Genomic DNA, 24,872 nt, shown 5'->3' with positions numbered 1-24,872 from the left:
ATCCCCTCCCGTTCAGTTCGTGTCGGTCACTTCCTCCGTCGTTACCACGAACTCGGCGAGCGCGGCAGGGCCGAATGCGGTGGTGAGGGCGGTGTCGGTGGCGTCGCGGCCATAGGCCATGGCGATGCGGCCGATGCGCGGGCGGTTGTGCCGCGCATCGAGCACGTACCAGTCCTCGCCCAGATACACCTCGCACCACGCGCCAAAATCCATCGGCGCGTCGCGGCGCGGCACGCCGATATCGCCGAGATAGCCGGTGCAGTAGCGCGCCGGGATGTTCATGCAGCGGCAGAGGGTGATCGCCAGATGCGCGAAATCCCGCTCCACGCCGGCCTGGTCCTGATAGGTGTTCCAGCCGGTGCGGTCGGCGCGGGCATGTTCGTAGCCGAAGCGCACATGGTTGTGGACGAAGGTGGCGATCGCCGCCGCCTTCTCCCGCCCGTCGCGCAGGTGGCCGAACAGGCCCCAGGCCGTCGCCATCAGCCGGTCCGTCTCGCAGTAGCGGCTGCCGAGCAGGTACATCAGGATGTCGTCGGGCAGTTCGTCCACCGGCACCGGCGGCCCCCACGGCGGCGTCGCATCGGGCAGGCCGTCATCCTCGATCGTGAAATCGGCCGAGAGCGTCAGCCCGCCCGGCGGCACGGAGAGCCGGGTGCAGACATTCCCGTACGGGTCGAAATAATCGTACATCGGCACGTCCGGCGCGGCGACGATGCGCTGCGCCGTGCGCAGATCCTTGTTGCGCGAGGGGTGGATGCTCAGCATCGCCAGCATCGGCGTCTCATATTCGGTGTCGAAGCGAATCTCGTAACCGGCGCGGATCAGCATGTGTCGCCCCTTCCTGCGACGGCCTGCACCGCCGCCGTTGCAAAGTCTTGCGCGTCTTCCAGGTGGATCTCCACGCTCACGTCCATGCCGGCGGCGCTGGAGGGCATGCCGCTCCACGATCCGGACAGCGGCACCGCCTGATAGGGGTCCCGCGCCACCGCCACGCGCACCAGCCCGCGATTGCCGACGATCCCGTTGGTCGGATCGAACTCCACCCAGCCCGATCCGGGCAGGAACACGCGCACCCAGGCATGGGTGTTGCCGCCGCCCACCCGCCCCTCGCCGCGCGAGGGATTGTAGACGTAGCCGGAGACGAAGCGCGCCGCGAAGCCCAGGGCGCGCACCGCCTCGATCATCAGCACGGCGAAGTCGCGGCAGGTGCCCTGCATCTTCTTCAGCGTCTCGGTGGGCGTCTGCGTGCCCTTCTCGTGCCGCGGCACGTAGGTGAAGTCGCGCTTTATCGTGGCCGTCATGTCGCTCAGCATCGCCACCGTATCGGTCGCGCCGCTCTCCGCCACGAAGCGGCGCGCCCAGCCGTCGATCACCCGATGAGGATCGTGATGCTGCCGCTCGATCGAGCGGAGCAAGTCCGGCATGTCCTCCGACGAGTAGGTGAACGGATAGCGCCTGGCATAGGCCTCCACGTCCACATGCTCGCGCGCCACCGGAAAATGCTCCAGCCGGACGAAGCTGGCGAAGCGCAGCGCCGTGGCTCGCCGGTCGAACCGGGCGATCGCCACCGAATTGCCGAACACGTCGTGCAGCCAGCGCAGGTTGGCGGGCGGCGGATCGATGTCCAGCCGCGCCTCGATCAGCCGCTGGTCATAGCTCTCGCGCGGCCGTACCATGATGCGATGCTCGCCGAACGCCACCGGCTGGCGATATTTGTAATGCGTGACATGGCTGATCGTCAGCACCGGCATCGAGGCGAGTTCCGCACATGAACAATCCGGGGACGAACGCGACATCGCCGGCCGCCACCGCGATCGGCGGACTGCTGGCGTCGGGCGACCCCCCTCCGGTCGGCATAGTCAACTCGGGCGGCCGCTCGCCGTTCCTTCTCACCGGCGATCATGCCGGCGTCGCGGTGCCGCGCGCGCTGGGCCGGCTGGGCATCGACGAGGCGGACCATGCCCGCCACATCGCCTGCGACATCGGCGTGCGCGCGCTGGGCGATCGGCTGTCGGCGCTGCTCGACGCCACCTTCGTCCACCAGATCTACTCTCGGCTGGTGATCGACTGCAACCGCCGGCCCGACGCGGCCGATGCCATCCCCGCGATGTCGGACGGCACCGCCATTCCGGCGAACGCCATGCTTTCCGCCGCCGATCGCGCCGCCCGCGTCGCCGCGATCCACGCGCCCTATCAGGATGCGATCGCCGCCACGATCGACGCGCGGCAGGCGCGCGGTCAGGCGACGATCCTCGTCGCGCTGCACAGCTTCACGCCGGTGATGGCCGGCTCGGCCCGCCCGTGGGAGATCGGCATACTGCACGATGGCGGCGATCCCTCGTTCGCTCGCGCCACGCTGGCGGCGCTGATCGCCCAGGGCGGCTTCGTCGTCGGCGACAACGAGCCCTATCGCATGGACGGCACCGATCACAGCGTGCCGCGCCACGCCTATCCGCGCGGCCTGCCCTATGTGGAGGTGGAGTTCCGTCAGGATCGCCTTGCCGCGCCCGGCGGCGTGGCGCTCTGGGCCGATCGCTTCGCCGACGCGCTGCTCGCCGCCGTTCAGGGCCGTCGGCCGATCGGCGAGGCGCCCGCCTCCGGCCCCATGCCATAGTCAGCCGTGGCGCGTGCCCGCGCGGCCTCCTCGCTGTCGAACGTCTCGGGCAGCTTCTCCGCCACGCGACCGCCATCGCCGCTTATCCAGCACAGTACGATCTGGTGGCCGCGGCCGCCCTCCGCCGCCACGATCGCGATCTTTTCGAGGGTTCTGTCCGTCACCGTGCGCGCCCCGCTGCGTTCCGCCGGCAAAGCGCGCGATCGGCGGCGATCGTTCCCGTGGCGGGCCGAAAGGCCCGCGCGCGCTTGAAAAGGTTGCCACAGGCCCGATCTATTCCGTAGGCGGGCGTCAGAGCCCTTTGACACAAGAAAGCGACGTCGACTCTCCATGGCCAAGCACAAGGATCCCAGCTTCACCGATCGCGCCGCCGCCGCCGCCGCCGCCAAGCAAGCCATGCTGGAGCGGTTCAAGGCGAAGCCGCAGCCGGACGAGGCGGCGATCGCCGCCCGCCGCGCCGCCGAGGAGGCCAAGGCCGCGCGCGAGGCGGAACGCCGGGCCGCGCGCGAGGCGGCCAAGATCGCCGCCGAGGAGGAGAAGCTGGCCGCCCTCGCCGCCAAGGAGGCCGAGGCGCGCGCCGCCGAGGAGGCCGAGAAGGAGCGGCTGATCCAGCAGAAGGCCGCGCGGGATGCCCGCTACGCCGCCCGCAAGGCGCGCAAATAGGCATGGCCGATCGGCTGCGGCCGACGATCGAGCTGCGCGTGCTCGATCCGCGCCTCCACGATTGGGGGCTGCCGCGCTACCAGACGGCGATGTCCGCCGGAATCGATCTGCACGCCTGCATCGATGCGCCGCTCACCCTGCAACCGCAGGCGCCGGCGGTGCTGATCCCATCCGGCATCGCCGTGCTGATGAACGATCCGCACCTAGCCGCCTTCCTGCTCGCGCGGTCGGGCATGGGGCACAAGAAGGGGCTGGTGCTGGGCCAGGCCGTGGGCACGATCGACGCCGACTATGCCGACCAGATCTTCATCAGCGCATGGCTGCGCACCCCGCCCGGCAGCGACCCGCTGACGATCGAACCCGGCGATCGCATCGCCCAGCTCGTCTTCGTGCCGGTCGTCCGGCCGGACTTCGCCCTGGTCGAGACGTTCACCGTCGAGACGGCGCGCGGCCTCGGCGGCTTCGGCTCGACCGGCCATCGCTGAGCCGCGTCCGCCGCTGAGGGCCGGCTCATGCCGCTGACCGACGACCAGCTCGATCGCTACGCCCGCCACATCGTGCTGCGCGAGATCGGCGGCGCGGGGCAGACGCGGCTGCTCGGCGCCGCCGTGGCGGTGGTCGGCGCGGGCGGCATCGGCTCGCCGCTGCTCCAGTATCTCGCCGCCGCCGGCATCGGCCGCATCACCCTGTTCGACGACGACGCCGTCTCCCTCTCCAACCTTCAGCGCCAGACGATCTACGCCACGGAGGATGTTGGCCGGCTCAAGGCGCATGCCGCCGCCGCCGCGATCGCCCGGATCAACCCGGACGTCGCCGTCACATCCGTCGCCATCCGCATCGATGCCGCCACCGCCGCCGATGCGCTCGGCCACCACGACGCGATCGTCGACGGATCGGACAATTTCGCCACCCGCCTGGCCGTGGCCGATGCCGCGCTGGCGCTGCGCATCCCGCTGGTCTCGGCGGCGGTCGGGCCGTTCGAGGGGCAGCTGGCCGTCTATCGCGGGTGGGAGGCCGGGCGTCCCTGCTACCGCTGCTTCGTCGGCCACGATCCGGATCGCGCGGAGGCGAGCTGCGCCGACCAGGGCGTGCTGGGCGCGCTGACCGGCATCGTCGGCAGCCTGGCCGCGCTGGAGACGCTGCGCGCCATCGTGCCCTTCGGGGAGGACAGCGCCGGCAAGCTGCTGCTGATCGACGCCCTCTCGCTGCGCTTCCGCACGCTGAAGCTGCCGAAGGATCCCGGCTGCGCCACATGCGCGGTCTGACGATCATCGTCGCCGACGCGGCGCCGGAGCGGTTCCGCACGGCCCTCTCGATTGCGGCGGCGCAGGCGGCGCTCGGCGGCGGCGCGCGCCTGTTCCTGCAAGGCGCCGCCGTCGCCCTGCTGCGTGGAGGCGAGGTGCCCGGAGACGCCGCCCACGCCGCCGCCGGCCTGCCCGCCCTCGCTCTGCTGCTGGAGGAGGCGCTCGCGCTCGGCGTCACGCTGGTCGCCTGCCAGTCCGGCCTGCACCTCGCCGGGCTGGACGCCGCCAGCCTCGATCCGCGCATCGAACAGGGCGGCCTCGTCAGCCTCCTGCAAGGCCTCGGCGACGATCGGCTGCTCTGCGCCTAGCGCGCGAACGCGCCCACCAGCTCGACATGGGTCGACCAGCGGAACTGGCCGACCGGCATGATCCGCTCCAGCCGGTAGCCGCCTTCCACCAGCGCCGTCGCATCGCGCGCGAACGTGGCCGGGTTGCAGGAGACATAGGCGATGCGCGCCACCGGCGAGGCCGCCAGCGCCGTCATCTGCTCGCGCGCGCCGGCGCGAGGGGGATCGAGCACCACCGCGTCGAAGCGGGCGAGTTCCCTGCCTTCCAGCGGGCGGCGGAACAGGTCGCGATGCTCCACCAGCAGGGTCCGCTGCGTGCGCGCCGCCGCCGTCTTCAGCGCAAGGGCGGGATCGCGCGCGCCCTCCACCGCCAGCACCCGGGCGCCGGCGGAGAGCGGCAGCGCGAAGGTGCCGAGGCCGGCGAACAGATCGGCCACCGCCCCCGCCTCGCCGACGATGTCGCGCACCGCCGCCAGCAGCGCCGCCTCGCCGTCCGCCGTCGCCTGCAGGAAGCCGCCCGGCGGCAGCGCCACCGCCACGCCGCCGAAGCGCACCGTCACCGGCTCCGGCTCCCATCGCGCCTGCGGACCGTAGCCGTCGTCCAGGCTCAGGCGGGCGAGGCAGTGGCGGGTCGCGAAGGCGGTCAGCGCCTCGTCGGCGGCCAGGCCCTCGGCCGTCACCTTGTCCAGCGCCAAATCGACGCCCTGGTCGGTCACGGTCATCTGCACGCCGGCCGCGCGCCTGTCGCGCAGCAGCGTGGCGAGCAGCGCGCGCAGCGGCGCCACCAGCGCGAACAGCTCCGGCGCGATCACGTGGCACTCGGCCATGTCGACGATGCGGTGGCTCGCTTCCTCGTTGAAGCCGATCATCACGCGCCTGCCCTGCTTCTCGGCGCGGAAGGCGGCGCGGCGGCGGGTGCGCGGGGCGGAGAGGTGCGGCGGCGCCAGCGGTGGATCCGCCAGCCCCTGCGCGCGCAACGCGCCCAGGATGCGGTCGGCGATGAAGTCGCCGTAAGCGGCGTCGTCGACATGCTGGAGCTGGCAGCCGCCGCAGCGCGGGAAGTGGCGGCACGGCGGTTCGCGGTGGTGCGGCCCGCGCGCGATGACGCCGTAATCGTCGATCGTGTCGCCGGGCGCCGTCAGCGGCAGGTGGCGGCCGTCCTCGGTCACGCCGTCGCCGCGCCCGGCCAGCCGCACCACAGGCGTGGCGGCGGTCATCCGCACGCCGCCAGCGCGGCCGGCAGATGCGCGAGCAGATCGTCGGCGATCAGCCCCGCGCCCGCCCGGCGCGCCGCCTCGGCATGCAGCCACAGGCCGGCGCAGGCCGCGTCGAACGGATCGTGCCGCACCATCAGGGCGGCGATGATGCCGGCCAGCACGTCGCCCGTCCCCGCGCTCGCCAGCCAGCCGGGCGCCGGCGGCGCGATCGCGGCGCGCCCGTCGGGATGAGCGACCACGCTGTCCGCCCCTTTCAGCACCACCACCGCGTTGGCCTGCGCGGCGGCGGCGCGCGCCCGCTCCAGCTTGCCGCCGGGCAGAGCACCGAACAGGCTGCCGAACTCGCCCTCGTGCGGCGTCAGCACCGGCACCTGCGCCAGCGCGCGCAGCCGGCCGGGCGTGCCCAGCAGCATCAGCGCGTCCGCATCGATCAGCAGCCGGTGGCCGGAACGAAGCGCCTCGTCCAGCAGCGCCGCGGCGGCATCGTCCCGCCCCAGACCAGGGCCGACGACGACCGCGCCGATCCTCCTGTCGCCGAGCCCGTCGCGGTGGACCAGCGCCAGCGCGCCACCGCCCTGCCCGCCCGTCAGCACCACATAGCCGGCGATGCGCTGCGCGGCCCCGGCCGAGAGCAGCGCCGCGCCCGGCATCGCACCGCCCACCACCGTCACCAGCCCGCGCGTATATTTGTGATCGGCCGGCCCGGGTGGCGGCAGATGCGGCCGGGCGATCTCCGTGAGGTCGCTCTCGATCGCGCCCAGGCCGATGCCCGCCACCACCACCCGGCCGCAGTGCGCCGCCGCCGGTTGCAGCCGGTGCGCCGGCTTCATCGCGCCCAGCGCCACCGTCATCGCGTAATCGGGCACCGGCGACAGCAGCGCGCCGTCGTCGCTCGCCACGCCGCTCGGCAGGTCCACGGCGATGCACGTCCGCGCCGCGCCGGCCAGCGCGCCCAGGCGCGCCCACTCCGCCTCCTCCAGCCCGCGCTTCAGCCCGGTGCCGTAGAGGCAGTCGATCAGCAGTGCCGCCGGGCGGGCATCGGCCAGCGACTCGACCGGGCCGTGCCAACCCTCCCGCGCCACCCGCGCCGCCTCGGTGCGCGGCTCGTCGGACGCGGCCACGCGCACCGGCACGCCGCGCGCCGCCAGGGCGCGCGGCGACGTAGCCGTCGCCGCCATTATTGCCCGGCCCGCACAGGATCAGCGTCGGCGGCGTTCCGGCGAAGCGCCACGCCGCCTCCGCCACGCCGGCGCCCGCCCGCTCCATCAGCACGTGCACGGAGGTGCCGGCCGCCATCACCCGCTCCTCGGCCGCGCGCATCGCGGCGGCGGTGAGGATCGGGCGCGACGCCGGGGCCGTGTCGCTCACCGGGCGGCGGCCGGCTTCACCGTGGCCGGCAGCCGGTAATTGTCCCCGCCGATGCTCACGAGGATGCCGTCGCCGCTCTCCACCGATACGGTCGCCGGCTCGGCGCCGTCGGCCGCGATCACGCCGCGTCCGTCCCTGGTCACGAGCAGGCGGCGGAAGCCGCCGTCCGGATGGCGGATCGTCAGGATCAGCCCGTCCGGCCCCGCCGTTCGCTCGACCGCGCAGGTCCGGTCGAAGTCGGTGGCAGTGCCGATGCGGCACTCGATCCTGTCCGCCTCCGCCGTGGCGAACGGATCCGCCGGTTTGGATCCGCACCCGGCCGGGAGCAGCAGCAGAGGCCCGGCCGCCAGCAGCATCAGTGGAACGGTGCGACGACGCCCCGCACCCCACAGGCCCGCCGCGATCCGGGAGCGATGTTCAGATGTCGGCATACATGTGCGTCTCCGCCGCGCCGCCCGGGTGCGTCACCGCGCCACGCCACGCCGGGCCGACGTTGCGGGCATAGCGCCACAGCACGCCGGACTGATAGTCGGTCGCGCGCGGCGTCCACGCCTTCCGCCGCTCGGCCAGCACGGTATCCGCCACCTTCAGGTCGATCGTGCCGGCCTCGGCGTCGATGGCGATGATGTCGCCATCCTCCACCAGTGCGATCGGCCCGCCGTCCGCCGCCTCCGGCCCGACATGGCCGATGCAGAAGCCGCGCGTGGCGCCGGAGAAGCGGCCGTCGGTGATCAGCGCCACCTTCTCGCCCATCCCCTGCCCGTAGAGCGCGGCCGTGGTGGAGAGCATCTCGCGCATCCCCGGCCCGCCCTTCGGCCCCTCGTAGCGGATGACGATCACCGTTCCTTCCGCGATGTCGCGCGCCTCCACGGCGGCAAACGTATCCTCCTCGCAGTCGAACACCCGCGCCGGCCCCTCGAACTGCAGGCGGTGCATGCCCGCCACCTTCACGATCGCGCCGTCGGGTGCCAGCGATCCGCGCAGGCCGACGACGCCGCCGGTCGGCGTGATCGGCGCCTTCGCGTCGTAGATCACCTTCTGGTCTGGGTTCCACGTCACCTCGTCGATATTCTCGGCCAGGGTGCGCCCGGTGACGGTCAGGCAGTCGCCGAACAGCAGCCCCTCCGCCATCAGCGTCTTCATCAGCATGTAGATGCCGCCCGCCTCGTACATGTCTTTCGCGACATATTTGCCGCCCGGCTTCAGGTCCGCGATGTAAGGCGTTGACTTGAAAGCCTCGGCCACGTCGAACAGGTCGAAGTCGATGCCCGCCTCATGCGCCATCGCCGGCAGGTGCAGCGCGCCGTTGGTCGATCCGCCGGTCGCCGCCACGATGCGCGCGGCGTTGACGAAGGCCTCGCGCGTGCAGATGTCGCGAGGGCGGATGTTGCGGCCGATCAGCTCCATCACCTGCGCGCCGGCGGCATGCGCGATCTGGTCGCGCGTGGTGTAAGGAGCGGGTGCCATGTTGCTGTTCGGCAGGGACAATCCGATCGCCTCGCCCACGCAGGCCATCGTGTTGGCGGTGAACTGGCCACCGCATGCGCCGTGGCCCGGGCACGCCGCCCGCTCGATCGCGTGGACCTCCTCGATCGGGCACGCGCCGGCCGAGTAGCGGCCGACCACCTCGAACACGTCCACCACGGTGATGTCGCGATCCTGGTAGCGGCCGGGCAGGATCGATCCGCCGTAGACGAAGATCGCCGGCACGTTCAGCCGCAGCATCGCCATCATCATGCCCGGCAGACTCTTGTCGCACCCGGCGAAGCCGACCAGCGCGTCGTAGCAGTGGCCGCGCACCGACAGCTCGACCGAATCCGCGATCACCTCGCGGCTGACGAGCGAGGCCTTCATGCCCTGGTGGCCCATCGCGATCCCGTCCGTCACGGTGATCGTGTTGAACCGGCGCGGCATCCCGCCGCCGGCGATCACGCCCTCGCGGCAGACGTCGGCCTGCGCGTCCAGGGTGGTGTTGCACGGGGCGGAATCGTTGCCGGCGGAGGCCACCGCCACGAACGGCCGGGCGATCTCCTCCTCCGTCAGCCCCATCGCATAATAATAGCTGCGGTGCGGCGCCCGCTCCGGGCCGACCGAGACGTGGCGGCTGGGCAGGCGGGACTTGTCGAACGATCGTGTCATCGGGCTTTCCTCGGGTCGGCCCCCGCGTCTTTACGCGCTGATGCGCTCAGCGCAACCGATCGCGGGTGGCGGCGATCACCGGCGCGATCCGCTCCGCCCACAGCGCCACGCCGGCCGCGTCGCCGATCAGATCCTGCCGCACCTCGATGCCCAGATAGGGGATGCCGCCCGCCTCGCCATGCGCGTTCATCGTCGCGTTCAGCACCTTGCCCGAATAGGGCAGATTGTCCCCGGTCACGATCCCCGCCTGCTCCAGCAGCGGGATGGCGATGCGCGCGGCGCGCTCGTCGCGATTGTAGAGGATGCCGATCTCCCACGGTCGCGGCTCGGGCGCGGTGGCGAGGCGCGGCGTGAAGCTGTGGAGCGAGATCAGCAGCGCCGGCCGCGTCCGTGCGATCGTTTCGGCAAGATGGGCGTGATAGGGCCGCCAGAAGCGATCGATCCGCGCCGCCCGCGCTATCGCGTCGAGACCGGCATTGCCGGCGACGACATGGCCGTCGCTCGCCGCCGGGATCAGGCCGGGCGCATCCTCCTCGCGATTAAGGTCGATGACCAGCCGGGACACGCCGCCGAGCACGCCGGGGCAGCCGAGCGTGGCGCACAGCGCGCGCGCCAGCGGCGCCACGCCGATATCCACCGCCACGTGCGCGCGCATCACCGCCGCCGGCACGCCCAGATCGATGTCGGGCGGCACATGATCGGAGGCATGGTCGCCGATCAGCAGCAGCCCGCTGCGCGCATCGCCGGGGATGGCGACGATCGCCTGGCTCATGCGAAGTCCGGCCGGCGCCGCCCCTGCATCGCCGCGATCCCCTCGGCAAAGGCGGGGCCGGCGAACGAATCGTCGAACAGCGCGTCGGTGACGGCGTCGCCCGCCTCTCCGGCGCGCGCGATCATCCCCTTCAGCGCGGCAACGCTGGCGGGCGCGTTCGCCGCGATCGCCTGCGCCAAAGCGGCCGCCGCCTCGCCGGCATGCTCCACCGCCTGCTCGACCAGGCCGATCCGCGCCGCCTCGTCCGCGTCGATGGTGCCGCCGCCGTGCAGCAGCCGCGCCGCCTGCCCCGGCCCGACCAGCGCCACCAGCCGCGCCACATCCCCGAACGGATAGGTGATGCCCAGCCGCGCCGGCGGGATGGCGAAGCCGGCGCCCCGGCCGGCGATGCGGATGTCGCAGGCCATCGCCAGCGCAACGCCGGCGCCGAAGCAGCCGCCGTCGATCGCCGCGATCACCGGGATCGGCAAGGCGCGGATCGCCGCCGTGGCCGCGCCCATCGTCGCGCGGAAGCGGCCGGCCGCGCCCGCGTCGCCGGCCAGCCGCGCCAGATCGGTCAGGTCGGCGCCGGCGCAGAAGGCGCTGCCCGCCGCGTCCAGGATCAGCACCCGCGCCGCGCCGATCTCGCCGAGCCGCGCCGTCAGCGCCGCCCAGCCAGCCTGCGGGATGGCGTTGCGCGCGGCGGGGCGGTTCAGCGTCAGCCGGGCGACGCGGCCGTCTGTCGTCAGATCGAACATCGCCCCCTGTTGCCGCCGCGCGCGCCGGATGTCACGACGGCGGGGACAAAAAGACGGAAACGGGGCGCATGGGCAGCATGGCCGGCACGGGCGGCAGCACGAGACGCGAGGCGGTGGCCGCCATCGGCGGCGCCGGCCTCGCCGCGCTGCTGCCGCCCGGCCCCGCGCCCGCCGCCGCGCCGCCGCCCTGCCCGATCCGCACGCCGCTGGACGCTATCGCAAATCGGCTGCTGGCGCTGACGCCGGAGGCGGGCGTCTATGCCGGCGTGCCCGCCGCGCTGGATGGCGGGCCGCTCGCCCGGCGGATGGACGATTATTCGCCGGAGGGGGAGGCCATGTGGCGCGCGGCGCTGCTTGGCGCCCGCGCCGATCTCACGCGCATCGCCTGCGCCGGCGATGCCAATGCCGCGCTCGATCTCGCCACGGCCGGCGCGGTGATCGACAATGCCGTGCGCGCCGCCGACATCCCCTACGGGCGGATCAACGCGTTCAACTTCTCCGGGCACGTGCCCTATCTGGTCACGCAGATCTCCGGCCCGATGATCGATACGCCGGGCACGATGCAGGGCCAGCAGTCGGTCTCCTCGCCGGCGGCGGTGGACGCCTGGATCGCCAAGCTCGACGGCTTTCCCGCGGGCTTCGCCGGCGTCGAGGCGAAGCTGGCGGCGGACGAGGCGGCCGGCTGCCGCCCGCCGCGCGTGCTGCTGGAGGGTGCGCGCGAGGTGATCGCCGCCTTCCTCGCCGGCCCGGCCGAGCGGCATCCGCTGCTGCTGGCCCTGCGTGAGGGGATGCAGGCGGCCGGCCTCGATGCACGCCTGCGTGACAAGGCGCTGGAACGCGCGACCGTGTCGCTGCAGCAGCGCGCCCGGCCGGCCTATGCGGCGCTGCTCGGCCGGGTGACGGCGATGGTGCCGCGCGGCCGGGCCGAAGCCGGCCTCTGGGCGCAGCCGCGCGGCGACGAGTTCTACGCCGCCAACGTCCGCTCGCTCGGCGATACCGCGCTCGGCCCCGCGCAGATCCACCGCATCGGCCTGGCCGAGGTGCAGCGCATCACCGCGCGGATGGAGCGGCTGCTGCGCCTGCGCGGCCTCTCCCGCGGCAGCGTCGGCGCGCGGATGGACGCGCTGGCGCACGATCCGCGCCACCTGTTCGCCGACAGCGACGAAGGCCGCGAGGAACTGCTCGACTATCTGCGCGGCCTCGTCGCGAAGATGGAGGCGCGCTACCCCGAGATCCTGCCGCCGGCCCTGATCCCGCGCCAGCGCCTTCAGGTTCGCCGCGTGCCGGTGGCGACGGAGGCGGGCGCGCCCGGCGGCTATTATGACGGTCCCTCGCTCGACGGCACGCGGCCGGGCACCTACTGGATCAACCTGCGCGACATGGCCGCCGTCGCCCGCTTCCGCCTGCCCACGCTCAGCTATCATGAGGGCGTGCCCGGCCACCACACGCAAAATGCGGTGGCGCTGGGCCTGGGCGAGCAGCCGCTGCTGATCCGCATCGCCAGCTTCAACGCCTATCAGGAGGGCTGGGCGCTCTACTGCGAGCGGCTGGCGGCCGAGATGGGCTGCTATCGCACCGATCCGCTCGGCAATCTCGGCCGCCTGCAGGACGAGCTGTTCCGCGCCGTCCGCCTCGTCGTCGACACCGGCCTCCACTTCCACCGCTGGAGCGAGGCGAGGGCCGTCGCCTATATGCGCGACGCGACGGGCGTGGCCGAGAGCCGCGTGATCGCCGAGGTGCGCCGCTACATGGCGTGGCCGGGGCAGGCGCTGGGCTACAAGCTCGGCCAGCTGCGGCTGCTGGAGCTGCGCGGGCGGATGATGGCGCGCCGCAAGCGCCGCTTCCGCCGGCAGGATTTCCACGCGCTGGTGCTGTCGCGAGGGCCGATGCCGCTCGATCTGGTGGCCAGGCGGATCGGCTGAAGGTGGCGGTCCGCGCATGATGAGGCTACTCTGCCGGCCGATCCACGACCGCCCGGCCCGTGGAGGGGCTGGGCGCAGGCGAAGTCCCGTCTCGAAGGTTCATGCGGGACGCCACTTCGGCAGGCTCAGCGGCTCCTCAGGATGGGCGGAGGTTCAACATCCCGGTAGAAGCGTCCATGCCCCCTCTCCTCCTCGTCATGGCCGGCGGTGCGATCGGCTCGGGCTTGCGCTACGCCGCCGCCGCCGTGGCGCTGCGCGCGTTCGGCCCGGGCTTTCCCGCCGGCACCTTCGCGGTCAACCTGATCGGCGGGCTGCTGATGGGGCTGCTCGCCGGCATCCTCGGCCGCGCCGCCTTGCCGGCGGAGCCGCTGCGCCTGTTCGTCGGCGTCGGCATCCTCGGCGGCTTCACCACCTTCTCGTCGTTCAGCCTGGAAAGCTACGCGATGCTGATGCGCGGCGAGGTCGCGCTCGCGATCGGTTACGGCCTCGCCTCTGGCGTCGGATCGATCGCGATGCTGGCGCTGGGCGTGATACTCGCTAGGGCGATCGGATGACCGAGGACTCTCCGACCAGGGCCGACGATGGCCGCACCTTCACCGTGGGCTATGAGGATGACGGCATCCGGCTCGATCGATGGTTCAAGCGGCACCTGCCGGAAACCAGCTTCAACATCGTCTCGCGCTGGGCGCGCACCGGCCAGCTGCGCGTCGACGGATCGCGGACGGCGCCCGGAGACCGGCTCGCCGCCGGCCAGAGCATCCGCGTGCCACCGGCGGAGGTGATCGCCACCGCCACCGCCACCACCACCACCGCCCGCCCGAAGAAGGAGCGGCCGCCCCTCTCCGACGAGGACACCGCCTTCATGCGCGATCTGGTAATCCACCAGGATCGCCACGCCATCGTCATCAACAAGCCGCCCGGCCTCGCCACGCAGGGCGGCACCAAGACGGACCGCCATGTCGACGGCCTGCTCGACGCGCTCACCCTCGATGCGCCGGGCCGGCCCAAGCTGGTTCACCGGCTGGACAAGGACACCTCCGGCGTGCTGCTCGTCGCCCGATCGGCCTTTGCCGCCGGCCATTTCGCCAAGGCGTTCAGCAGCCGCACCGCGCGCAAGGTCTACTGGGCGCTGATCGCCGGCGTTCCCTCGATCGAGGACGGCATGATCGAGCTGCCGATCGCCAAACAGCCCGGCACCGGCGGCGAGAAGATGCATGTCGACGAGAAGGAGGGCAGCCCCGCCCGCACCCGCTACCGCGTGATCGAGCGGGCCGGCAACACCGCCGCCTGGGTGGAGCTGCAACCCCATACCGGCCGCACCCACCAGCTGCGCGTCCACATGGCGGCGATCGGCCACCCGATCGTCGGCGATGGCAAATATGGCGGGCCGGAGGCGTTCCTATCGGGCGGAGTCAGCCGCAAGATGCACCTGCACGCCCGCCGCCTGCGGGTCGATGCACCCGATGGCGGCCAGATCGACGTGACCGCCGAGCCGCCGGCCCACTTCGCCGAGAGCGTGAAGCTGCTCGGCTTCGATCCGAAGCGCGGCGAACTGCCGCTGGACGAGCCGAAATTTTCCGAGACGGCCGAGGGACGGAAGCGGGCGATCGGCCAGGCCGCCAAGGCTCGCCGCAAGGAGCGCAAGGGCGAGCGGCGCGGGCGGGGTCGCGCCTGATGCACCCCGATCCCGCCTTCCGTCTCGGGGATGCGACCGCCTGCCGCGCCTTCGCCGCCGATCGCGGCTTCGCCCACATCTTCGCCTGCACCGCCGACGGACCGATTGTGGCCCACGCGCCGGTGGAGGTGACGGCGGACGGCCGGCTGCGCTTCCACCTCGCCCGCCGTAACCGCGCATTCGCCGGGCTGGACGGGGCGCGCGGCATCGCCAGCATCGCCGGGCCGGACGCCTATGTCAGCCCGGACTGGTACGACGCGCCCGATCAGGTGCCGACGTGGAACTATGTCGCGGTGGAGGCGCACGGCACGATCCGCCGGCTGCCCGACGACGCGCTGCCCGGCCAGCTCGATGCGATCAGCGCCGCGCACGAGGTGAAGCTGGCGCCCAAGCCGGCCTGGACGCGCCACAAGATGGGGCCGGGCCGGTTCGCCGCGATGCTCGGCGCTATCGCCACCTTCGAGCTGGACGTCGCCGAGTGGCGCGGCACCGCCAAGCTCTCCCAGAACAAGTCCGCCACCCAGCGCGCCGGCGTGATCGCGGGCCTGCGGGCGATCGGCCGGGAAGACATGGCAGCCCTGATCGGCGCCGATCGGTGAAGCGGCCCACCCTCATAACTCCCCGGCACAGGGAGGGGGACCGCGCGCAGCGTGGTGGAGGGCGCGCGCGGCGTCGCACCAACCCACGTCACGCGCGCCCATCCGACATGCCGCTTTGCCGGCATTGCCGATCGCCGCTCCCCCGTCGGGACGCATCGCCCGCATGACAGCCGACCGTCCCAACCGCCTCGCCGTGTTCGATTGCGACGGCACGCTCGTCGACAGTCAGGCGGCGATCTGCGCCGCCATGGCGGACTGCTTCGTCGCCGCCGGCCTGCCCGATCCGGGCGCGGCGGCCACGCGCCGCGTCGTCGGCCTCAGCTTGGTCGAGGCGGTGGCGATGCTGCATCCGGCCGGCACCGCCGATCTGCACGCCGCGATGGCCGGCGACTATAAGCGCGCCTTCCAGCGCCGGCGCGGCGCCGGCCTGGTCGCGGAGCCGCTGTTCGCCGGCGTGGCGCGGGCGCTCGCCGATCTATGCGCCGCCGGCTGGCTGCTGGGCGTCGCCACCGGCAAGTCCGATCGCGGTCTTGGCCTGTGCCTCGCCCATCACGGCCTCGCCGATCGCTTCGTCACCTTGCAGACGGCCGATCGCCACCCGTCCAAGCCGCACCCGGCGATGCTGTTCCAGGCCATGGCCGAAGCCGGCGCCGCGCCCGAGACGACGGTGATGATCGGCGACACCAGCTACGATATCGCCATGGCGAAGGCCGCCGGCGCGGTCGCCGTGGGCGTCGCCTGGGGCTATCATGCACCGGCCGAGCTGTTCGCCGAGGGCGCCGACCATGTCGTCGATCACGCCGCCGATCTTCCCGCCTTGCTGGAGCGCCTGCCATGACACCCGGCCTGCCGCCGAGCGAACAGGAGCGGCTCGCCCGCGTCCGCTTCGCCATCCTCAATTCCGCAAAGGTCAGCGGCATCGTGCTGATGTGCTTCGGCCTCTGGATCCTGCTCGGCGATCTGGTCCGCGTGGGCGGCGACGTGCTGATCGGCCTGCCGGTGTTCGCGATCGGCCTGTTCCAGGCGCTGGTGCTGCCGAAGATCCTCGCCGGCCAATGGTCGACGCCGAAATGAAGCGCTTCTACACGGAAGTGACGGTGGCAGGCGAGGCGGACGGCCACGCCATCCGCCTCGACGGGCGCGCGGTGAGGACGCCGGCGCGCGCGCCGCTGGCGCTGCCCACCGCCGCGCTGGCGGAGGCGATCGCCGGCGAGTGGCGGGCGCAGGGGGACGTGATCGATCCGCGCGCCATGCCGCTGACCGGCCTCGCCAATGCCGCGATCGACCGTGTCGGGCCGGCGCGCGACACCTTCGTCCGCGATCTGGCCGGCTATGCCGAGACCGACCTGCTCTGCTACCGGGCGGAGAGCCCGGCGTCGCTGGTCGCGCGACAGGCGGCGGAATGGGATGCGCTGCTGGACTGGGCGCGGCACCGCTACGACGTCACCTTCACGATCGTCACCGGCATCATCCACCGCCCGCAGCCGCCCGCCACCGTCGCCCGCCTGGCCGAGGCGGTGGCGGCGCGCGACGCCTTCGCCCTCGCCGGCCTGTCGCCGCTGGTGACGATCGGCGGATCGCTGGTGACGGCGCTGGCGCTGATCGAAGGCGCGATCGCGGCGGAGGCCGCCTTCGCCACCACGCATCTCGACGAACTCTGGCAGGTCGAACAGTGGGGCGAGGACGCGCTGGCCGCGGATGCCCGCGCAGCCCGCGAACGCGATTTCCTCGCCGCCGCGCGCTTCGTGGCGCTGGCGGCCGAACAAGGCCGCTTACCCGCGACATCGCACCAGGCCGCTATGACCCGTATGGATCCTGAAACAAGTTCAGGATGACGACAGATGGGCTAAGCCGGATCGACATTCAGCATTTTGCATGTCCGCTCATGCTGAGGAGTGGTTGAGCGAAGGCGAAGACCCGTATCGAAGGACGGCCCGAGTCCCTCGAGACGCCATTTCGACAGGCTCAATGGCTCCTCAGGATGAGCGGTGCGCATGAAATGCGAGCGAATCGACTTGGTTCGCTGAAGGTCGATCCGGCCTAGTGTCCGTCCGCCCTTCTTAAGCCGCCTCGCGCTCACCCTCTCCGGCGGCATCGGCGATCAGTTCCAGCGATCGCTTGCGCGCGTCGTGATCGTATACGTCGCAGACGATCATCAGCTCGTCCGCCCGCGTCTCCGCCACCAGCCGGGCGATCCCCTCCCGCACCGTGGCCGGCGAGCCGACGATGCTGCGCGCCAGCATCCGCTGCGCCTGCGCGCGCTCGGCGGGCGCCCAGTAGCTCTCGATATCGTCGATCGGCGGCTTGCTCAGGCCGCGCGCGTTGCGCAGCAGGTCGGCGAACGACATCTGCTGCGTCGTGGCCAGCCGCCTGGCCGCCGCGTCCGTCTCGGCGGCGATTATGTTCACGCCGATCGCCGCATAGGGCGCCTGCAACTGGGCAGACGGCTTGAAGCCGAGCCGGTACAGGTCCAGCGCCGGCAGCAGCGCATCGGGCGCGAAGTGAGAGGCGAAGGCATAGGGCAGCCCCAGCTCCGCCGCCAGCTGCGCGCCGAACGTGCTGGACCCCAGGATCCATAGCGGCACCTCCGTCCCCATTCCCGGTACGGCGCGTATGCGCTGGTTCGGCTGGGCCGGCGCAAGGAAAGCCTGCAGCTCCTGCACGTCCTGCGGGAACTGGTGGGATGCCATCGGATCGCGCCGCATCGCCCGCGAGGCAATCTGGTCCGTGCCCGGCGCGCGGCCGAGGCCGAGGTCGACGCGGCCCGGATAGAGGCTGGCGAGCGTGCCGAACTGCTCGGCGATGATGTAGGGGGCGTGATTCGGCAGCATGATGCCGCCGGCGCCGATGCGGATCGTGCGCGTGCCGCTGCCGATATGGGCGAGCGCGACCGAAGTGGCGGCGCTGGCGATGCCCGGCATGTTGTGGTGCTCGGCCACCCAGAAGCGGGTGTAGCCCAGCCGCTCGGCGTGGCCGGCCAGGTCGCGTGCGCGATCGAGCGCCAGCTTCACGTCGCCACCCTCCGGCACGCGGACGAGATCGAGGATCGAAACGGCTACCATGTGCGTCTCCTTGACTCATCATCTAGGAAGCCGCGCGCCGGATGGAAGGGCAACGCCTGCCCGCTCCGTCGCAACCCGCCGCGTCCGCGCGCAAACTTGCCCGCCGGTCCGCAACCGAAGGCCGGTCGGCTCGTTCCGCTACCGACCCGAACAGATGCTGAGCGGAGCGGAGCCATGACCGACGAACCCACTTTCCCCGCCGATGCCGTGCCGGGCCGGCCCACGCCGCCGCCACCCGCCAGCGGCACCTCCGCCGGCGTCGCGCCGCTGACACCGCCGCCGCCCGCGCCGGCGACGCCGCCCTTTCCGGCCGCCAACGATCCGGCGGCCGAGGCGGACGCCTCCGCACGCAACCTCACTTGGCAGCGGGTCGGCGTGGGGGCGGCGATCGGCATCGGCTCCGCCGCGGTCGCCGCCGCCCTGCTCTACGTCAATCGCGGCCGCAAGGGCTGAGCCGTCACCCGGCCTGACCGGCCCGGCTCACGTCGATCCGGTCCCGTTCCTTTGCGAAGGCGACCAGCGCCGGGCCGGTCAGCGTGCTGCCCTGCTCGGTTTGGATGCCGAGCGGATCGACCGCCTCGCCGGCGATATGCACCTCATAGTGCAGGTGCGGCCCGGTCGAACGCCCGGTGGTGCCGATCTCGCCGATCTGCTGCCCCTGCGCCACGTGCGCGCCGGGGGCGATGCCCGGCATGAAGCGGTTCTGGTGGAGATAGTAGGTCTGCCAGCCATTTTCGTGGCGCAGGATCGTCAGGTTGCCGTTCGGCCCCTTCATCGCCGCCCACTCCACCACCGCATTGCCGGCGGCGAAGATCGGCGTGCCGATCGGCGCGGCGAAATCCGTGCCCTTGTGCAGCTTCATGAAGCCCAGCACCGGATGGAGGCGGAAGCCGAACTTGGAGGAGACGCGCGCGCCATCCACCGGCGTGCGCATCAGCGCGCGGACGATGCTGCGCCCGCTGGCATCGAACCAGTCCGGCTTGCCGCCCGGCGGCGTGAAGCGGTAGACCGCGCTCGACTTGTTGGCGGTGTTGAGCTCGGCATAGAGCAGGCGCGGCGCGCCGACGGGCTGGCCGCTGGCGTTGATCTCCTGCTCGAACGCCGCCTCGAAAGCGTCGCCCAGCTTCACCTCACGCTGGAAATCGAAGTCGAAGGCCAGCGCCTTGGCGAATTCGGGAATCAGGCTGTCCGATATGCCGGCCGCCACCGCCGACGAGTAGAAGCTGTCCGCATCCATCCGCCCCCGCTTCACGACGATGCGGGCGTGCAGCTGCGGCGCCACCTTCGACACGTCGAACCCGCCGTCGCCTCGCGGGGTGGCGACCGCGCCCGAACTGTCGGGGTTTGACGCCTCCAGCCGCGCCAGGCGGCAGCCGCCGGCGGCCGGCTCCAGGGTCAGCACGGCGCGCACCTCGCTGTCCGCCTTCAGCGCGCCTTGCGTCGCCTGGGCCGCTGCCGCCGCTTCCGCCGCGCCCACACCATTGGCCAGCAGCGCCGCCCGCAACTCGCTGGCGCCGGCCAGTACGAGTGTGCGCCTGGTCTGGCGGGTCTTCGATGCGCCGGGCTCGGCCGCGCTCGCCGCCGATCCGCTTCCGGTCGCGCCAGCCGGCGCCGTCCGCTGCCGCCAGGCGATGAAGCCGGCGAAGGCGACCAGCAGCGCCACGCCGATCGCCAGCGAGAGCTTTCGCCACTGCGGCGCGGCGGCGGCCGGCGCCCCGCCGGCATCGATCGGGACAGCGCCCGACCCGGCCGGCACCCACGTGCGCGGATCATAGGATAATGATGCGCCGCCCGCGTCCGCCATGTGCCGCCCTCCCGCGCGATCGGTCTAGCGTTCTCGCCCGGCGCGTGGAACCGGCTTTCGCGCGATGGCGCCGCGCAGCGGATGATTGCGGCCGGGCGGCATCACGGTCTACTGCTGGACGGGCAACGGGATGAAGCGATGAGCGACAGCGACGAGACGCCACCGGACGAGGATCGGACCGTGTTCCGCCCGGGTGCGCCCGCGTCGGTGCCGCCCGCGACGCCCGCCTCCGCGCCGCCGTCGCCTCCACCACCATCGCCGCCGCAGGGCACGGCGATGCCGGCGGGCACCTTTACGCCGATGGCGCCGCGTACCGGCGGCGCCGGCATCCAGATCGGCGACGTGCTCAACCACATCTTCGAGGTGAAGCGCTTCATCGCCCGCGGCGGCATGGGCGAGGTGTTCGAGGGCGTGAACGTCAATTCGGACGAGCCCGTCGCGATCAAGGTGATCCTGCCGGCGATGGCCGCCGATCCCAACGTGCAGGCGATGTTCCGCAAGGAGGCGCGCACGCTCACCCGCCTCTCCCACCCGGCGCTGGTGCAGTATCGCGTGCTGGCGCAGGAGCCGCAGCTCGGCGTGCTCTACATCGTCACCGAGTTCATCGAGGGCCGCAACCTCTCCGACGTGCTCGGCGAGCTGAGCCCCGGCGTCGCCGACCTGCGCGGCCTCACCCGCCGCCTGGCCGAGGGGCTGCGCGCCGCCCACGCGCTCGGCGCCATTCACCGCGACATGTCGCCTGACAATGTGCTGCTGGAGCATGGCCGGCTGGATCGCGCCCGGATCATCGACTTCGGCATCGCCAAGGATCTCGATCCCGGCCAGAAGACGATCATCGGTGACGGCTTCGCCGGCAAGCTCGGCTATGTCGCGCCCGAGCAGCTCGGCGATTTCGATCGCGAGGTGGGGCCGTGGTCCGATGTCTACAGTCTCGGCCTCGTCATCCTCGCGGTGGCGCTGGGCCGCAACGTGGACATGGGCACCACCTTCGTCGGCGCGATCGACAAGCGCCGCACCGGCGCGGACCTGAGCGACGCGCCGGCCGAGCTGCGCCCGATCCTGGAGCAGATGCTGCGGGCGGACCCCGCCCGGCGCCTCCGCTCAATGGACGAGGTGCTCGCCGCGCTGGATGCGCCGGCCGCGCCGGTGGCGGTCGCCCAGCCGCCGGCCGCGCCGGAGGGAGCCGCCAGGGCCGCCGCCGCGCCCGCTAGGCGCCCCGCCCCGGCGCCCGCGGCCAATGATCGGTTCGAGCGGAAGCCCGCCTCCGGCAGCCGTCTGCCGCTGTTCGGCGGTCTCGCCGCGGGGCTCGTGGCGCTGCTGGCCGGCGGTGCCTTCCTCGCCTTCGGCGGCGGCGACGATGCCGCGCCGGTCGCCGCCCCGAAGTCCGCCGCCGTCGTGGCCACGGCCGGCAGCCCCGCCGACAAGGCCCGCGCCGCCGTCGCCGCCGCGCTGCCGACGATCGCCTGCACCTGGCTCGACCTCGCCAATGTCGCGGAAGGGGGCGACGGCGTCACCCTCGCCCTCACCGGCGTGGCCGGCAAGCCGGGCGAGGCGCAGGCCGCCGTCGCCAGGGCCGCCGCCGATGCGGGCGTGCCGGTCGCCGCGACCGACTTCGCCGACGTCGCGCCGATCAGCGGATCGGAATGCGGCGCGATCGACGCATTCCGCCTGATCCGCGCCACCGGCCGCCAGCACCTCACCGTCACCCAGCGCAAGTTCGAGATGGCGCCGCTCGGTCCGGAAACGGCCTATCCCGGCCAGAACGGCGCCCGCGCCGTCATCAACCTGGCGATGGGCGATCCGAAGCAGGATTTCGCGCTCTACGGCATCGAGCCGAACGGCGAGATATCGAAGATCGCCGGCAACCGCGCGGAGTTTGCCAGCTTCGTCACCGGCGGCGGCCCGATCGCCGATCTCGGCGGCGACACCTATCGCATCCAGGTGGACATCAACCATTCCGGCTGGTCCGGCGTGCTGCTGCTGACCGGCAAGGGCGGCTTTCCGAGCAAGCTGTTCGAGGCGGGCGCAGGCTCCCGCACCGCCGAGTGGCAGCGCAACTTCGCCACCGTCGCCGCCACCAACGACTGGCAGACCGAGATGGTGTGGTTCAAGATGGTGGACGAGGTGCCGAACGGCTGAACCCCGGGTGCAGCCGCACGACGGTGACGCCCCGCCGGGCGCGCCTCACCGCGCCTTGGCGTCCGCCTCATAGGCCAGTTGGAACGCCGCCGCGAACCGCTCGACGAAGCCGCCGTCGGCCGCGAACGCCGCCTCGTAGGCGCGCCACAGCGCGGCATCGCCGCCGCCCGCCCCGCTGCGGATCGCCGCCGGGGAGACGCGATCCAGCGTACCGCCTAGCGCCGCCTGCATTGCCTTCAGCACCGCCACGCGATGCGCCTCGATCGCCGCCGCCGCCTCGTCCACCGCCTGCAGGGCCGGCATCACGCCCGGATGCGGCGGGGAGAGCATCGCCGCCAGCGCCTGCTCGGGCGATCGCGCCGCGGCGATGGCGTTGGTCGCGGCGAGCGGCGCCGGCGGTGCGCCGATCTCCCGCCGGGCCTTCGCGCGATCCTCCTCCATCGCCCGCAGCGCGGTGACGAGGCGGCGCAGCAGCGCGCCCGCCGCCACCAGCGCGGTCGTGTCGTCGGCCCGCACCTGCGAGCGATCGATGCCCGCGCCGTGCAGCAGCGCGGCCAGGCCGCCGGTGCCGGGCGGCGGCGGGGCCGATGCGGGGGACACCGCAGTGGGCGAGGCCGCGCGCATTGACTGCGCCGTCCGCACCGGCCCCGGCGCCGGGCCGCCCGGGACGCCCGCCTCCAGCGCCACGCCGATCTGGTAGGCGCCGATGCCGATCGTCTCGCCGCCAACCAGCCGGTGCGGCCCTTCCAGCCGGCGGCCGTTGACGAAGGTGCCGTTGGTGCTGGTGTCGACGAGCATGTAGACGCCGTCGCGATGGGCGATCTGGCAGTGGCGCGAGGAGATCTGGCTCGTCGGATCGGGCAGGCTACAGTCGGCATCCGGCGATCGGCCGATCACCGCGCCGCGACCGTCCAGCCGCAGTGGCGGCACGGGCGCGGCACCTCCCGAACGCACGGCGAGCGTAAGCGGCATCTGATCCCCCAGGGAGCGGCGAGGCGGCGATCTTAGCGCCGGCTGCGCCGCGTGCAATCGTGCCGGCGCGGGCGATTGCCACGCTCCGCCCGATCCCCTAGCCTCGCGGTCGCGCGGAGGGGGAGCGGATGCGACAGGACGAGACCGGCCGGCCCGGCACCGGCGCGGCGGACGAGATCGCCCGCGTGCAGGCCGCCTATGAGGAGGTCGCCTATCCGGCGATGGTCTGCACCGCCGGCCACCCCGATCGTCTGGCGGTGGCCGCCCGGCTCCACGGCCTCTCGCCGCCACCGATCGAAACGGCACGCGTGCTGGAGATCGGCGGCGGCGACGGCGTCAACCTGATGGCGCTCGCCTGCGCCTACCCGCACGCGCAGTTCCTCAGCGTGGATCTCGCGCCCAGCGCCGTGGCGCGCGGGCGGGCGCTGGTCGCTCGGACCGGCCTGGACAACGTCCGGATCGAGCAGGGCGACATCGTCCGGCTCGCCGACGACATGGCCGGGACGTTCGACTATGTCATCGCCCACGGCGTCTACGCATGGGTGCCGGATGTCGTGCGCGAAGCGGTGATGCGGCTGATCGGCCGGGTGCTGGCGGCCGACGGCGTCGCCTTCGTCGACTATAATGCGATGCCCGGCGGCCATCTGCGCCAGACCCTGCGCGAGATGATGCTCTACCGCACGCGGGGCATCGCCGATCCGGCCGAGCGCCTCCGCGTCGCGCACGAGGCGCTCGTCGCCTTCGGCGCGCCGCGCGAGGGCGAGCGTCTGTTCGTCGAGGCACTGCGCGAACATGCCCGCTCCACCGCGAAGAAGACGCCCGCCGTGCTCCACCATGACGAGCTCGGCGCCTTCTTCGCCCCGCAGATGCTCAGCGACGTGTCGGCGGCGGCGGCGGCGAACGGCCTCCTCTTCCTCAACGAGGCCGATCCGCTGGGTCAGGAGGACGGCTTCGCGCCGGCCGACGAGCCCGATGCGGACAGCGACGCGATCGTGCGGATCGCCCAGCTGCGCGACTTCGAATCGATGAAGTTCTTCCGCCAGTCTCTGTTCGTCCGCGCCGCCGCGAACCCGGTGCGCCGGCCGGCGGTCGCGGCGGTCGCTGGCCTGTATGCCGCCGCGCAGTGCGAGCGGGTCGACGCGCAGGTCTTCACGCATGACGGCGGCCGCATCTCAATCAGCGATCCCGTCTTCGCCGCGGCGCTGGCGCGGCTGGTGGCGGCGTGGCCGGCGCGGTTGCCCGTCGCCGCGCTGGCGCTGGACGAGGAGCAGCTGACATCCCTGCACGAGCTTGCCGGCCTGCGCTTCGTCAACCTGCACTCGGTGCCGCGCGAGGGCGTGGCCGTGGCCGGCGAACGGCCGGTGGCGAGTCCGCTGGCGCGCGCGCAGGCGGAAGACGGGGCGGAGATCGTCGCGACCCTGGACCACATGATGATCGCGATGAACGAGGCGGGGCCGCGCCGCTTCCTCGCGCTGCTGGACGGAACGCGCGACCATGACGAGATCGCCGTCGCCTGGGCCACGCTCGGCCTGCCGGACGGGGTGAAGGTGGAGGATGCCCTGCGCAAGTTCGCGCTGGCGGCGCTGCTGGTGGCCTGA

At 72.7% G+C, this 24,872-nt stretch carries 26 protein-coding genes and 1 pseudogene; 15 read left to right on the top strand and 12 right to left on the bottom strand.

Translation table 11 applies throughout. The features are described 5' to 3' along the window. Window positions 1-12 precede the first annotated feature (12 nt). The gene (locus tag GNT64_RS04290) at window positions 13-828 is read right to left on the bottom strand and encodes a transglutaminase-like domain-containing protein (RefSeq protein ID WP_156678388.1); all 816 of its coding nucleotides are present in this window, start codon (window positions 826-828) and stop codon (window positions 13-15) included. Then, the gene (locus tag GNT64_RS04285; protein WP_156678387.1) at window positions 822-1,751 is read right to left on the bottom strand and encodes a transglutaminase family protein; all 930 of its coding nucleotides are present in this window, start codon (window positions 1,749-1,751) and stop codon (window positions 822-824) included. The genes GNT64_RS04290 and GNT64_RS04285 overlap by 7 nt, the downstream gene beginning before the upstream one ends. 17 nt (window positions 1,752-1,768) lie before the next feature. Between GNT64_RS04285 and GNT64_RS04280 the strand changes: the two genes are divergently transcribed. Continuing rightward, complete coding sequence (locus GNT64_RS04280; RefSeq protein ID WP_156678386.1) at window positions 1,769-2,614, top strand: N-formylglutamate amidohydrolase; 846 nt, start codon at window positions 1,769-1,771, stop codon at window positions 2,612-2,614. On the opposite strand, the gene GNT64_RS04275 is transcribed toward GNT64_RS04280, so the two are convergent. Continuing rightward, entirely contained in the window at window positions 2,563-2,778 is a 216-nt protein-coding gene (locus GNT64_RS04275) for a hypothetical protein (RefSeq protein ID WP_156678385.1), read from the bottom strand. The genes GNT64_RS04280 and GNT64_RS04275 overlap by 52 nt on opposite strands. A 166-nt stretch (window positions 2,779-2,944) precedes the next feature. Here GNT64_RS04275 and GNT64_RS04270 point away from each other — a divergent pair, with 166 nt between their 5' ends. Genes GNT64_RS04270 through GNT64_RS04255 form a run of 4 tightly spaced genes read left to right on the top strand, consistent with a single transcriptional unit; the run spans window position 2,945 to window position 4,889 of the window. Further along, the gene (locus GNT64_RS04270) at window positions 2,945-3,277 is read left to right on the top strand and encodes a DUF6481 family protein (protein ID WP_156678384.1); all 333 of its coding nucleotides are present in this window, start codon (window positions 2,945-2,947) and stop codon (window positions 3,275-3,277) included. Window positions 3,278-3,279: 2 nt separating this feature from the next. After that, window positions 3,280-3,762, top strand: a complete 483-nt coding sequence (gene dut, locus GNT64_RS04265; RefSeq protein ID WP_156678383.1) for a dUTP diphosphatase — start codon at window positions 3,280-3,282, stop codon at window positions 3,760-3,762. Between the two features lie 27 nt (window positions 3,763-3,789). Beyond that, a complete protein-coding gene (gene moeB, locus GNT64_RS04260; RefSeq protein ID WP_156678382.1) occupies window positions 3,790-4,542 on the top strand; it encodes a molybdopterin-synthase adenylyltransferase MoeB in 753 nt (250 codons plus the stop codon). Further along, window positions 4,530-4,889 carry a DsrE family protein gene (locus GNT64_RS04255; protein ID WP_156678381.1) on the top strand — a complete coding sequence of 120 codons (360 nt, stop codon included), beginning with the start codon at window positions 4,530-4,532 and terminating at the stop codon, window positions 4,887-4,889. Before moeB ends, GNT64_RS04255 begins: the two co-directional genes overlap by 13 nt. Here GNT64_RS04255 and GNT64_RS04250 read toward each other — a convergent pair. From GNT64_RS04250 to GNT64_RS04225, 6 genes and pseudogenes are all read right to left on the bottom strand, one after another. After that, a complete protein-coding gene (locus GNT64_RS04250; protein ID WP_156678380.1) occupies window positions 4,886-6,085 on the bottom strand; it encodes a class I SAM-dependent RNA methyltransferase in 1,200 nt (399 codons plus the stop codon). The two genes, GNT64_RS04255 and GNT64_RS04250, sit on opposite strands and share 4 nt — an antisense overlap. Next, a pseudogene (locus tag GNT64_RS22265) lies at window positions 6,082-7,405 on the bottom strand (NAD(P)H-hydrate dehydratase). The gene GNT64_RS04250 and the pseudogene GNT64_RS22265 overlap by 4 nt, the downstream one beginning before the upstream one ends. Window positions 7,406-7,449: 44 nt before the next feature. Further along, window positions 7,450-7,809 (bottom strand): hypothetical protein, encoded by a 360-nt coding sequence (locus GNT64_RS04240; RefSeq protein WP_338420409.1) that lies wholly within the window; start codon window positions 7,807-7,809, stop codon window positions 7,450-7,452. A 61-nt stretch (window positions 7,810-7,870) separates the two neighbouring features. Beyond that, window positions 7,871-9,592: a dihydroxy-acid dehydratase gene (gene ilvD / locus GNT64_RS04235; protein ID WP_156678379.1), complete on the bottom strand. Its 1,722-nt coding sequence runs from the start codon at window positions 9,590-9,592 to the stop codon at window positions 7,871-7,873. 46 nt (window positions 9,593-9,638) lie between these two features. Then, window positions 9,639-10,364, bottom strand: coding sequence for an N-formylglutamate amidohydrolase (locus tag GNT64_RS04230; protein WP_156678378.1), 726 nt, complete (start codon window positions 10,362-10,364; stop codon window positions 9,639-9,641). Beyond that, window positions 10,361-11,101 carry an enoyl-CoA hydratase/isomerase family protein gene (locus GNT64_RS04225; RefSeq protein ID WP_156678377.1) on the bottom strand — a complete coding sequence of 247 codons (741 nt, stop codon included), beginning with the start codon at window positions 11,099-11,101 and terminating at the stop codon, window positions 10,361-10,363. The genes GNT64_RS04230 and GNT64_RS04225 overlap by 4 nt, the downstream gene beginning before the upstream one ends. 68 nt (window positions 11,102-11,169) lie before the next feature. Here GNT64_RS04225 and GNT64_RS04220 point away from each other — a divergent pair, with 68 nt between their 5' ends. The 7 genes from GNT64_RS04220 (at window position 11,170) to GNT64_RS04190 (ending at window position 17,132) form a co-directional block, all read left to right on the top strand. Continuing rightward, window positions 11,170-13,023 (top strand): DUF885 domain-containing protein, encoded by a 1,854-nt coding sequence (locus GNT64_RS04220; RefSeq protein WP_156678376.1) that lies wholly within the window; start codon window positions 11,170-11,172, stop codon window positions 13,021-13,023. A gap of 176 nt (window positions 13,024-13,199) precedes the next feature. Further along, complete coding sequence (crcB, locus tag GNT64_RS04215; protein WP_156678375.1) at window positions 13,200-13,577, top strand: fluoride efflux transporter CrcB; 378 nt, start codon at window positions 13,200-13,202, stop codon at window positions 13,575-13,577. Continuing rightward, complete coding sequence (locus GNT64_RS04210) at window positions 13,574-14,698, top strand: RluA family pseudouridine synthase (RefSeq protein ID WP_156678374.1); 1,125 nt, start codon at window positions 13,574-13,576, stop codon at window positions 14,696-14,698. Before crcB ends, GNT64_RS04210 begins: the two co-directional genes overlap by 4 nt. Continuing rightward, complete coding sequence (locus GNT64_RS04205; RefSeq protein WP_156678373.1) at window positions 14,698-15,297, top strand: FMN-binding negative transcriptional regulator; 600 nt, start codon at window positions 14,698-14,700, stop codon at window positions 15,295-15,297. Before GNT64_RS04210 ends, GNT64_RS04205 begins: the two co-directional genes overlap by 1 nt. 163 nt (window positions 15,298-15,460) lie before the next feature. Further along, a complete protein-coding gene (locus GNT64_RS04200) occupies window positions 15,461-16,135 on the top strand; it encodes an HAD-IA family hydrolase (RefSeq protein ID WP_156678372.1) in 675 nt (224 codons plus the stop codon). Next, window positions 16,132-16,371, top strand: coding sequence for a hypothetical protein (locus GNT64_RS04195; RefSeq protein WP_231639248.1), 240 nt, complete (start codon window positions 16,132-16,134; stop codon window positions 16,369-16,371). The genes GNT64_RS04200 and GNT64_RS04195 overlap by 4 nt, the downstream gene beginning before the upstream one ends. After that, window positions 16,368-17,132, top strand: a complete 765-nt coding sequence (locus GNT64_RS04190; protein WP_156681416.1) for an ATP12 family chaperone protein — start codon at window positions 16,368-16,370, stop codon at window positions 17,130-17,132. Before GNT64_RS04195 ends, GNT64_RS04190 begins: the two co-directional genes overlap by 4 nt. 225 nt (window positions 17,133-17,357) lie before the next feature. Here GNT64_RS04190 and GNT64_RS04185 read toward each other — a convergent pair whose 3' ends face one another. Beyond that, window positions 17,358-18,359 (bottom strand): LLM class flavin-dependent oxidoreductase, encoded by a 1,002-nt coding sequence (locus GNT64_RS04185; protein WP_156678371.1) that lies wholly within the window; start codon window positions 18,357-18,359, stop codon window positions 17,358-17,360. Window positions 18,360-18,533: 174 nt separating this feature from the next. Here GNT64_RS04185 and GNT64_RS04180 point away from each other — a divergent pair, with 174 nt between their 5' ends. Continuing rightward, a complete protein-coding gene (locus tag GNT64_RS04180; RefSeq protein WP_156678370.1) occupies window positions 18,534-18,812 on the top strand; it encodes a hypothetical protein in 279 nt (92 codons plus the stop codon). A 4-nt stretch (window positions 18,813-18,816) separates the two neighbouring features. Here GNT64_RS04180 and GNT64_RS04175 read toward each other — a convergent pair whose 3' ends face one another. Beyond that, on the bottom strand, window positions 18,817-20,163 hold the full coding sequence (locus GNT64_RS04175) for a peptidoglycan DD-metalloendopeptidase family protein (RefSeq protein WP_156678369.1): 1,347 nt from the start codon (window positions 20,161-20,163) through the stop codon (window positions 18,817-18,819). Between the two features lie 138 nt (window positions 20,164-20,301). Here GNT64_RS04175 and GNT64_RS04170 point away from each other — a divergent pair, with 138 nt between their 5' ends. After that, complete coding sequence (locus GNT64_RS04170; RefSeq protein ID WP_156678368.1) at window positions 20,302-22,302, top strand: serine/threonine-protein kinase; 2,001 nt, start codon at window positions 20,302-20,304, stop codon at window positions 22,300-22,302. A gap of 45 nt (window positions 22,303-22,347) precedes the next feature. Here GNT64_RS04170 and GNT64_RS04165 read toward each other — a convergent pair whose 3' ends face one another. Continuing rightward, window positions 22,348-23,274, bottom strand: a complete 927-nt coding sequence (locus GNT64_RS04165; RefSeq protein ID WP_156678367.1) for a type VI secretion system-associated FHA domain protein — start codon at window positions 23,272-23,274, stop codon at window positions 22,348-22,350. A gap of 128 nt (window positions 23,275-23,402) precedes the next feature. On the opposite strand from GNT64_RS04165, the gene GNT64_RS04160 reads away from it, so the two are divergent. Continuing rightward, window positions 23,403-24,872, top strand: coding sequence for a class I SAM-dependent methyltransferase (locus GNT64_RS04160; RefSeq protein WP_156678366.1), 1,470 nt, complete (start codon window positions 23,403-23,405; stop codon window positions 24,870-24,872).

The organism is Sphingomonas profundi (genome assembly GCF_009739515.1).
GTDB lineage: Bacteria > Pseudomonadota > Alphaproteobacteria > Sphingomonadales > Sphingomonadaceae > Alterirhizorhabdus > Alterirhizorhabdus profundi.
Note: the sequence above shows the minus strand (reverse complement) of the source record. Positions and strands in the feature narration are given on the sequence as shown.